Raw genomic sequence first — 8837 nt, 5'->3', positions numbered from 1 at the left:
GGCCGGCACCGATGACGATGCTCCTTCCCGCCCTGCCGTCGGCGGGCGGACTGCTGACCGCGACCGACGTCGTGCCCGCGACCGAGACGGTCCCGGGCGCGTTCCTCGCCGCACCGCTGCTCGTGCTGCTCCCGCTCGTCGGGGCGGCGGTCCTGCTGCTCGCGGGCCGCCGTAGCGACCGCTGGGGCGCCTGGTTCGGCGTGCTCATGTCCGCCGCGGCGTTCGTCGTGGGCCTGGTCCTCTTCGTGTCGATGCTCGGCCTCCCGGTCGACGAGCGCGTCGTGGACTACCGCCTGTTCGACTGGATCGCGTCCGGCGGGCTCGACCTCGCCGTCGGGCTGCGGATCGACCCGCTGTCCCTGACGTTCGTGCTCCTCGTGACGTTCGTCGGGACGCTCATCCACGTGTACGCGGTCGCCTACATGGCGCACGACCGCGACCGGCGCCGGTTCTTCGCGTACCTCAACCTGTTCATCGCGGCGATGCTCGTCCTCGTCCTCGCCGACTCGTTCCTCCTGCTGTTCGTCGGCTGGGAGGGCGTGGGCCTCGCGTCGTACCTGCTCATCGGGTTCTGGAACCACAACCGGGCGTACGCGGTCGCGGCGAAGAAGGCGTTCGTCATGAACCGCGTGGGCGACATCGGCCTCATCGTCGCGATGATGCTCATGTTCGCGACGTTCGGCGCGCTCGACTTCAGCACGGTGTTCGCCCGCGTGCCGGAGGCCTCGACCGCGCTGCTCACGGCGACGGGCCTCGCGCTCCTGCTCGCGGCGTGCGGCAAGTCGGCGCAGTTCCCGCTCCAGGCGTGGCTCGGGGACGCGATGGCCGGCCCGACGCCGGTCTCCGCGCTCATCCACGCCGCGACCATGGTCACGGCGGGCGTCTACCTCGTCGTGCGGTCCGCGCCGATCTTCGAGGGCGCGCCGACGGCGCAGCTCGTCGTGGTGATCGTGGGTGCGGTGACGCTGCTCTTCGGGGCGATCGTCGGCTGCGCGAAGGACGACATCAAGAAGGCGCTCGCCGCGTCGACCATGTCGCAGATCGGCTACATGATCCTCGCCGCCGGGCTCGGCCCGATCGGCTACGCGTTCGCGATCTTCCACCTCGTGACGCACGGCTTCTTCAAGGCCGGGATGTTCCTCGGCGCGGGGTCCGTCATGCACGGCATGGACGACCAGGTCGACATGCGCCGGTTCGGCGGCCTCGCGCGGTACATGAAGGTCACGTGGATCACCTTCATGATGGGCTGGCTCGCGATCCTCGGGATCCCGCCGTTCTCCGGCTTCTGGAGCAAGGACAAGATCATCGAGGCCGCGTTCGTCCCCGTCGACGGCGAGCCGTGGCGGGCGTGGGTCTTCGGCGGCGTGGCGCTGCTCGGCGCGGGGATCACGGCGTTCTACATGTCGCGCCTGTTCTTCATGACGTTCTCCGGTCGCCGCCGCTGGAACGACGGCGGCGGCTCCGTGGACGGCCTCGGCCCGCAGGACGGTCCCGTCCAGCACCCGCACGAGTCCCCGCGCCTCATGACGTGGCCGATGATCGTCCTCGCCGTCGGGTCGGTGGCCCTGGGCGGCATCCTCGCCGCGGGCTCGCGCTTCGTCACGTGGCTCGAGCCCGTCACGGGGCACGCCGAGCACCACGAGCCCGTGCTGCCCGTCTGGTCGCTCATCGCCCTGACGCTCCTGCTCGTCCTCGCGGGCGCCGCCCTCGCGTGGCGCCAGTACGCGATGTCGAGCGTCCCGGTCCGCGCCCCGCGCGGCTCCGTGCTCACGCGCGCGGCCCGCCGCGACCTGTACCAGGACGACGTCAACGAGACCGTGTTCATGCGTCCCGGCCAGTACCTCACGCGCTCGCTCGTCTACGCCGACAAGGAGATGGTCGACGGCGGCTGGATGGGCCTGGCGGGCCTCGTCGGCAAGGTGGGGGAGTGGCTCCGCGGGTGGCAGAACGGCTACGTGCGCTCGTACGGCGCGACGATGCTCGGCGGCCTCGTGGTCGTCGTCGCCGTCGTCCTCGCCCTGACCACCGGCTCCGCGAGCTGAGAGGGAGACACCCATGACCACCTCCGTCCCCTGGTTGTCCCTGCTCATCGCCTGGCCCCTGGTGGGTGCCGCGGCGGTGTGGTTCACGGCCGCGGCCCGCACACGCGGCGTCGGCGCGGGCGCGCTGCGTGCCGTGCGCGGCATCGCGCTCGGCGCGGCGCTCGTCGAGCTCGGCCTGCTCGTCGGCGCGTTCACCGCGTTCGACACGTCCGCGGCCGGTACCCACCAGCTCGCCGAGACGTACCGCTGGATCCCGCAGATCGGGGCGAGCTACGCGGTCGGCGCCGACGGCGTCGCGCTCGCGCTCGTCGCGCTGTCGGTGCTGCTGGTCCCGCTCGTCGTGCTCGCCGCGTGGAAGGAGCAGGACGGCGACGTCCGCCGCCTGCGCCACTACCTCGCGCTCGTGCTGCTCCTCGAGGCGTTCATGGTCGCGGTGTTCGTCGCGCGCGACGTGTTCCTCTTCTACGTGCTGTTCGAGGCCATGCTCATCCCGGTCTACTTCATGATCGGCGGGTTCGGCGTCGGTGCGCGGCGGCGCTACGCCGCGGTGAAGTTCCTGCTGTTCTCGCTCGCGGGCGGCCTCATCATGCTCGCGGCCGTCATCGCGCTCTACGTCCAGGTGCCGATCGACCCGGCCACGGGCGCGCGGCCCGAGGACGCGTTCCTCACGACGAACCTCGTGGGGTACTTCGCGGAGAACCCGATGCCGGTCACGATCGAGCGGCTGCTGTTCCTCGGCTTCTTCCTCGCGTTCGCCATCAAGGCGCCGCTCTTCCCTGTGCACACCTGGCTGCCCGACGCCGCGCAGCACGCGCCCGCAGGCACGTCCACGCTGCTCGTCGGCGTCCTGGACAAGGTGGGCACGTTCGGGATGCTCACGCTGTGCCTGCCGCTGTTCCCGAACGCGAGCAGGTGGGCGGCGCCCGTCGTCGTCGTGCTCGCCGTCGTGTCGATCCTGTACGGCGCGCTCATGGCGATCGGGCAGAGCGACCTCATGCGGCTCATCGCCTACACGTCGGTGTCGCACTTCGGGTTCATCGTGCTCGGCATCTTCGCGTTCACGTCGCTCAGCGTGTCCGGCTCGTCGCTCTACATGGTCAACCACGGGATCTCGACCGGGGCGCTGTTCCTCCTGGCGGGCTTCCTCGTCGCGCGGCACCCCGAGCGCTCGCAGCGCATCGCGGACTACGGCGGCCTGCAGAAGGTCGTCCCGGTGCTCGCGGGCACGTTCCTCGTGGCGGGCCTGTCCGCGCTGTCGCTGCCCGGCCTGTCGACGTTCGTCAGCGAGATCATGGTCCTCGTCGGGACGTTCGCGCGCAGCCCGTGGGCCGCGCTCGTCGCGGTGCTCGGCGTCGTGCTCGCCGCGCTCTACGTGCTGCTGACCTACCAGCGGATCTTCACGGGCGGCACGCGCGAGGGGCTCGACCGGCTCCCCGACCTGGGCGCGCGCGAGAAGTGGGTCGTCGCGCCGCTGATCGTCGCCCTCCTCGTCCTCGGGTTCTACCCGGCGCCCGCGCTCGACCTCGTGCGCGAGCCCGCCGAGGTGACGCTCTCCGACCTCGCGGTCGCGGGCGTCGAGGACCCGCCGCGCTCCGACCCGTTCGCCGCGGGGACCGAGCAGGTCGCCTCCTCGAGCCAGGGCACGTCCGTCACTCGTAGCTCCGACGAAGGGAGCGAGTCGTGAACGACTCCTTCGTGGCCCCCACGGTCGACTGGCTGTATCTCGCCCCGGTCCTCGTCGTGCTCGGCGCCGGCGTCGTCGGCGTGCTCGTCGAGGCGTTCGTCCCGGCGCGCGTCCGGCGCACGGTGCAGGTCGTCCTGGCCCTGCTCGCGACCGCCGCGGCGCTCGCGCTCGTCGTCGTGCTGTGGCGCGACCCCGCCGTCCAGGGCACCGACGGCGCCGCCTACGGCGTGCGGGTGCTCGGCGGGTCGATGGTCATCGACCCCTTCGGGCTCGCGATCCAGGGGATCGTCGTGCTGCTCGCGTTCCTGGCGATCCTCGTGATCGCCGACCGGACGTCGACCGGCCAGGACGCGTTCGCGCCGTCCGCGGCCGCCGTCCCCGGCTCGCCGTACGAGGACCTCACGCGGCGCAAGGGGCTGGAGCAGACCGAGGTCTACCCGCTCGTGCTGTTCGCCGTCGGCGGCATGATGATCTTCCCCGCCACGGGCAACCTCCTCGTGATGTTCGTCGCGCTCGAGGTGCTCTCGCTCCCGCTGTACGTGCTGTCCGCGATGTCCCGGCGCCGCCGTCTGCTGTCGCAGGAGGCGTCGTTCAAGTACTTCCTGCTCGGCGCGTTCGCGTCCGCGCTGTTCGTGTTCGGCGTCGCCCTCGTCTACGGGTTCGCCGGCTCGGTGGACCTCGTCGAGGTGTACCGGTCGCTCGCGACGCCCGAGGGCCCGCTCGCGAGCATGCCCGGGCTGGTCGTCGTCGGTGCCCTGCTCATCCTCGCGGGACTGCTGTTCAAGATCGGTGCCGCCCCGTTCCACTCGTGGACCCCCGACGTCTACCAGGGGGCCCCGACGCCGATCACCGGCTTCATGGCGGCGTGCACCAAGGCCGCGGCGTTCGGCGCGCTCCTGCGCGTGCTGTACGTCGTGAGCCTCGGCCTCGCGCAGTCGTCGCCGGCCACGCGCGAGGACCTGTTCGTCGCCCTGTGGATCGTCACGCTGCTCACCATGGTCGTCGGGACCGTCGTCGGTGCCGTCCAGACCGACGTCAAGCGGCTCCTCGCGTACTCGTCGATCGCCCACGCGGGGTTCATCCTCGTCGGCGTCCTGGGGTTCTCCCAGCTCTCGCTGCGGGCGACGGTGTTCTACCTCCTCGTCTACGGCCTCGCGACGGTCGGCGCCTTCGCGGTCGTCACGCTCGTCCGCGAGACGGCCCCCGTCCGCGAGCGGGTGCCCGCCACCGTCGGGGCGGGCGCCGGGGGAGCCGACGGCTCGGACGCGGCGGACAACGTCACGGACGGCTCGTCCCGGGAGCCCGTCGCCGTGCTCGGCGAGGCCACCCACCTCGCCCAGTGGGCGGGTCTGGGGCGCCGCAGCCCGTGGCTCGCCGGCGTCTTCTCGCTCTTCCTGCTCTCCATGGCGGGCATCCCGCTGACCGCCGGGTTCGTGGCGAAGTTCACCGCGTTCGGCGCGGCGATCGCCGGCCCCGACGGGCAGGGCGGCGGCTCCACGTGGGTGCTCGCGGTGGTCGGTGTGCTCGCCTCGGCCGTGGCGGTGTTCTTCTACGTCCGCCTCATCGTGCTCATGTTCTTCACGGCGCCGTCCGGCGGCGTGCGCGACGGCGCGGACGGCGGCGCGGAGGCCTCCGAGGGCACCGGCGTGACCGTCGTGCGGTCGACCGGACCGACGACCGTGGCGATCGCCGTGTGCGCGATCGGGGTGCTCCTCCTCGGTGTGTTCCCCTCCCCGGTTCTCGATCTGGCGGCCGAGGCGGTTAAGTTCGTCCCGTGACCTCCGTGCCTCCCGTCCCCTCCGCGCCCGCCGGGCCCCGCGGCCCGCGCGAGCGGACCGCTCCCGTGACGACCACCGCGATCCCGATCTCGGACCCCGAGCTCGCGGCCGCCCTCACCGAGCGCCTGGCGGAGGTCGAGACCCGGCTCCGGGCCGCCGTCGCGCACGCCGACCCGCTCGCGGACTCGGCGTCGCGGCACCTCGTGAACGCCGGGGGCAAGCGCCTGCGCCCCCTGCTCACGCTGCTCGCGGCCGAGCTCGGGGACGGGGCACGGCCCGAGGTCGCGGAGGCGGCCGTCGTCGTCGAGCTCACGCACCTCGCGTCGCTCTACCACGACGACGTCATGGACTCCGCGCCCGTGCGGCGCGGGGCTCCGTCCGCGCACGCGGTGTGGGGCAACTCCGTCGCGATCATGGTCGGCGACCTGCTCTTCGCGCGCGCCGCGTCGACCGTGGCGGCGCTCGGCCCGGAGGCCGTGCTCATCCAGGCGCGGACGTTCGAGCGGCTCTGCCTCGGCCAGCTCCACGAGACCACGGGGCCGGGCGAGGGCGACGACCCCGTCGAGCACTACCTCGAGGTCCTCGCGGACAAGACGGCGTCGCTCCTGTCGACGTCCGCACGGCTCGGCGCGATGTTCGCCGGCTGCCCGGCTGACGTCGTCGAGACGGTCGCGGCGTACGGCGAGCGGCTGGGGGTCGCCTTCCAGCTCGCCGACGACGTCCTGGACCTGGCGTCCTCCGGCGACGAGTCGGGCAAGACGCCCGGCACCGACCTGCGCGAGAAGGTCCCCACGATGCCGGTCCTCCTGCTGCGCGCGCGCATCGCGCAGGGGACCGCGACGGAGGACGACGCGGCGCTCGTCGAGCTGCTCGACTCCGACCTGACCGACGACGCCGCGCTCGCGGCGGCCGTCGCGGCGCTGCGCCGCCACGAGGTGCTCGCCGAGACGCGCGCCCTCGCCGTCCGGTGGGCCCGCTCCGCCGTCGACGAGCTCGACACGCTGCCCCCCGGGCCGGTGAGCGACGCGCTGCGCTCCTTCGCGGAGGCCCTGGCGGACCGCGCCGCCTGACGCGCCGAGAGGGTGAACTTTCCGGTCCCGGGTGTCGTGGGCGCGAGGCCGTCCCGGTGCCCGGGCCGGTTGCCCGGGACACCCGTCCGGCCCGGCCGGTAGCGGCACACCCGACGGCGGTCCGCGCCGGGGGCCCGGGGCGCGCGGACCGAGAGGGGAGTTCTCCCCATGGGACGGGTGTCGGATCTCACTCGCCCTCCCGTTATCCTCGGTTGCGCGATCGGTGGGGCCGCCTGGCAAGTGCGAGATCGAGGGGGCCGGCGAAGGGGACCGGTCGCCTCCCGATCCGGCACCTCGGAGGACTTGTGGGTTTCCTGGCGCGCCTGCGTGAGCACCGCCGTACCGTCGCGTCCGTGAGCACCGTCTCGGTGTTCTCCACGGTGCTGGTGGGACTCGCGCTGTTCACCGAGGGCGAGGCCACGGCGGACGTGGACCTCAACGACTCGGGCGTGTGGGTGACGAAGACGTCGGCCGGCCTGGTGGGGCGGTTCAACTACGAGTCCCAGGCGATGGACGGCACGCTCAACGCGGGCAGCGCGTCGTTCGACGTGCAGCAGGACGAGGGCCGCGTGCTCCTCGAGGACGCGGGCACCGGGACCGCCTCGCCCGTGGACGTCGCCCACCTCAAGCTCGACGGGCAGATCCGCCTGCCGGCCGGGGCGCAGGTCGCCTCCGGCGGCGCGACGACCGCGATCCTCGACGGCGAGGAGGGCCTGCTGTGGGTCCTGCCGTTCGACGGCGCCACCTCGTTCGACGCCGAGAAGCTCGACCCGACGGTCGAGGTCGAGGGCGACGGGGACGTCGTCGTCGCGCAGGACGGCACGGTGTTCGTCGCGGTCCCGTCGACCGGGACGCTCTGGACGGTCCGCACGACGGCGCGCGGCGCGGTCTCGGGGGAGCCCGCGTCCACCACGCTGCCCGTGGGGTCGGGTGCCGAGGTCGAGGTGACCGCGGTCGGCGACGAGCCGGTCGTGCTGGACCGCTCCGCGTCGCAACTCGTCCTGCCCGGCGGACGCACGGTGGCGCTCGAGGACGGCGCGGAGGCGCGGTTGCAGCAGCCCTCGGCGGCGTCCGACGACGTGGTGGTCGCGACGTCGCGCGGTCTCGTCACGCAGCCGCTCGCCGGCGGCGACGCGGTCCGCCGCGCCGCCGAGGGCCGCCCGGCGGCGCCCGTGCAGCTCGGGTCGTGCACGTACGGGGCGTGGGCCTCGACCGGCCAGGTGATCCGCGACTGCGAGGGCACCGACCGCGACCTGGACACCCGCCTGGAGGGGATCGACCCGCAGGCTCGCCTGGAGTACCGGGTGAACCGGCAGGTGATCGTGCTCAACGACCTGTCGGCGGGGACGTTGTGGATGGCGGCGGACGAGTACCAGAAGGTCGACGACTGGGACGTCCAGATGCCCGAGGAGGCCGAGGGCGAGGAGGCCGACGCGGAGCTGACGAACCCCGAGCAGGTGGACCAGTTCATCGCGGACCGGTCCCAGCCGAACCGGCCGCCGCAGCCGAAGGACGACGCGTTCGGGGTACGTCCGGGGCGCACGACGATCCTGCCGGTGCTGGGCAACGACGTGGACCCGGACGGGGACGTGATGACGGCGTCGCTCGTCGGGGACTCGCCGTCGAACGCGACCGTGCAGACCATCATGGGCGGCGCCGCGCTCCAGGCCGTGGTCCCCGAGGACGCGACCGGGGAGGGCTCCTTCCGCTACGCCGTCTCCGACGGCCGTGGCGGGACCGCGGAGGCGTCGGTGTCGCTGCGCGTCTCGCCGTGGGGAGAGAACGCCCCGCCGGAGCAGACGGGCGACCCCGTGGTCCGGGTGGAGCAGGGCGGGACGGCGTCGATCAAGGTGCTGCCGTACTTCAAGGACCCGGACGGCGACGACCTGTACCTCGCGTCGGCGGCCGCGACGGTCGCGGGCGACGACGTGCGCTCGCGCCCCGACGGCACGGTCGAGCTGCGTGACGGCGGCGGCTCGACGGGCCGGAAGATCGTCGCGGTCACCGTGGCGGACGGCCAGGGCGGCGTGTTCGAGGGCAAGCTGCTGGTCGACGTGGTGCCCGGTCCGCAGCCGCCGGTCGCGGTGAGCGACCACGTGGTGGTCCCGGCGGGGCAGCCGGTGACGGTCGAGCCGCTGCGCAACGACACCGACCCGAACGGGGACGAGCTGCGCCTGGCGTCGGTCTCGGAGTCCGCCCCGGCGCAGATCACGCCGAACTACGACGCGGGCACGTTCACGTTCCTCTCGATGGAGCCGCGCTC

The 8837-nt window shown here is 73.2% G+C and carries 5 protein-coding genes; all 5 read left to right on the top strand.

The window, feature by feature from the left end; all coding sequences use genetic code 11:
- The first annotated feature begins 11 nt into the window (after positions 1-11).
- The gene (gene nuoL / locus MT994_RS05715; RefSeq protein WP_354805489.1) at positions 12-2042 is read left to right on the top strand and encodes an NADH-quinone oxidoreductase subunit L; all 2031 of its coding nucleotides are present in this window, start codon (positions 12-14) and stop codon (positions 2040-2042) included.
- A 13-nt stretch (positions 2043-2055) separates the two neighbouring features.
- Positions 2056-3726: an NADH-quinone oxidoreductase subunit M gene (locus tag MT994_RS05710; RefSeq protein ID WP_354805488.1), complete on the top strand. Its 1671-nt coding sequence runs from the start codon at positions 2056-2058 to the stop codon at positions 3724-3726.
- Positions 3723-5504 (top strand): NADH-quinone oxidoreductase subunit NuoN, encoded by a 1782-nt coding sequence (gene nuoN, locus MT994_RS05705; RefSeq protein ID WP_137281592.1) that lies wholly within the window; start codon positions 3723-3725, stop codon positions 5502-5504. The genes MT994_RS05710 and nuoN overlap by 4 nt, the downstream gene beginning before the upstream one ends.
- A gap of 65 nt (positions 5505-5569) precedes the next feature.
- Positions 5570-6574: a polyprenyl synthetase family protein gene (locus MT994_RS05700; RefSeq protein ID WP_114553204.1), complete on the top strand. Its 1005-nt coding sequence runs from the start codon at positions 5570-5572 to the stop codon at positions 6572-6574.
- Between the two features lie 353 nt (positions 6575-6927).
- The coding region (locus MT994_RS05695; RefSeq protein ID WP_354805486.1) for an Ig-like domain-containing protein at positions 6928-8837 on the top strand (1910 nt) is incomplete at its 3' end.

Origin of the sequence: Cellulosimicrobium sp. MI9406 (assembly GCF_040595865.1) — a bacterium.
GTDB lineage: Bacteria > Actinomycetota > Actinomycetes > Actinomycetales > Cellulomonadaceae > Cellulosimicrobium > Cellulosimicrobium funkei.
The sequence above is the reverse complement of the archived record's forward strand: the minus strand, read 5'-3'. Positions and strand labels throughout refer to the sequence as shown.

Excerpts from the sequence above, each read along its gene's own strand:
- MT994_RS05710 (WP_354805488.1), top strand. The coding sequence starts at position 2,056 with ATGACCACCTCCGTCCCCTGGTTGTCCCTGCTCATCGCCTGGCCCCTG.
- nuoL (WP_354805489.1), top strand. The coding sequence starts at position 12 with ATGACGATGCTCCTTCCCGCCCTGCCGTCGGCGGGCGGACTGCTGACC.